Source organism: Mesonia sediminis, from assembly GCF_042684705.1.
In the GTDB taxonomy this organism is placed as follows: Bacteria; Bacteroidota; Bacteroidia; order Flavobacteriales; family Flavobacteriaceae; genus Mesonia; species Mesonia sediminis.
This window is the reverse complement of sequence record NZ_JBHULZ010000036.1, coordinates 1-837: the sequence shown is the minus strand read 5'-3', so window position 1 is coordinate 837 and position 837 is coordinate 1. Positions and strand designations below refer to the sequence as shown.

The window sequence follows — 837 nt, the reverse complement described above, 5'->3', positions numbered from 1 at the left end:
CTTGTTGATATTCCATTTTTAAAGATAAAAAAAATTAAAAATATATCCTTAAAAAAAGACTGCAATGATGGCATGGTTTTGAGACAGTCTGACGGTCTCGTATAACCGTCAGTTACGGGATTAAAGTTACTAATTTTCGGTTAAGAACTGGCGTTAGCAATTCCGAGTGGATTCGGACGCAGTCGAATCCGCCGTAATTGCGGTTATACATTGTTGCCAGTAGTTTTTTATTCCGTTTAGTATGGTTCAAATTTTTCGTTTTTAGGAAATCCGTGATAATAAATTACTTCAATCTCAAAAGCTTTTGCTCCGTTCCAACGCTTAAAATCATTCCATTTCAGCGAGTCTAATATTTTGTCCGATTTAGATAATACCAACGAATCCAATTCCGATAATTTTTGATACGCAATTTGGGCATCCAATTCTTTTGGTATTTCTCCATAGAATAATCGATAAACCGAATTTTTATTCTTTTTCGTGTGCTTATTAATTCCGTCTGAATACAAACTGTAAAAAACAGAATCTGCAACTTTTATTATAATCCGTTTATTGTCATTTTCATTATTCAATTCGGTTTGCACATAATTTTCGTCTTTTAAGTCAGTCTGAACATAATATTTTACAGTTCCAAATTCCGTTTTTTCTCTCTTAATCATTCCTTTTTGTGTCGAACAGGAAACAACTAAAGTGATTAAAATAAGTAGTGATATTTTTGTTTTTACGTTTTTCATTCAAATTACTGGCAACGGCTTTGGCTATGATTTCGTTGCGGAAAAATACGCAGGATTTATTCCGTTGTAGCTCAAAGATAGAAAAAAGGATGGAATTTTCGGTAGA

General features: G+C 32.7%; 2 protein-coding genes. Both read right to left on the bottom strand.

What is annotated here, in order from left to right; genetic code table 11:
* Positions 1–236: 236 nt before the first annotated feature.
* The gene (locus ACFSQ0_RS07260) at positions 237–656 is read right to left on the bottom strand and encodes a hypothetical protein (protein ID WP_379046299.1); all 420 of its coding nucleotides are present in this window, start codon (positions 654–656) and stop codon (positions 237–239) included.
* Positions 649–837, bottom strand: a 189-nt coding sequence (locus ACFSQ0_RS07255; RefSeq protein WP_379046296.1) for a hypothetical protein, incomplete at its 5' end; no start/stop codon positions are given. The genes ACFSQ0_RS07260 and ACFSQ0_RS07255, both read right to left, overlap by 8 nt.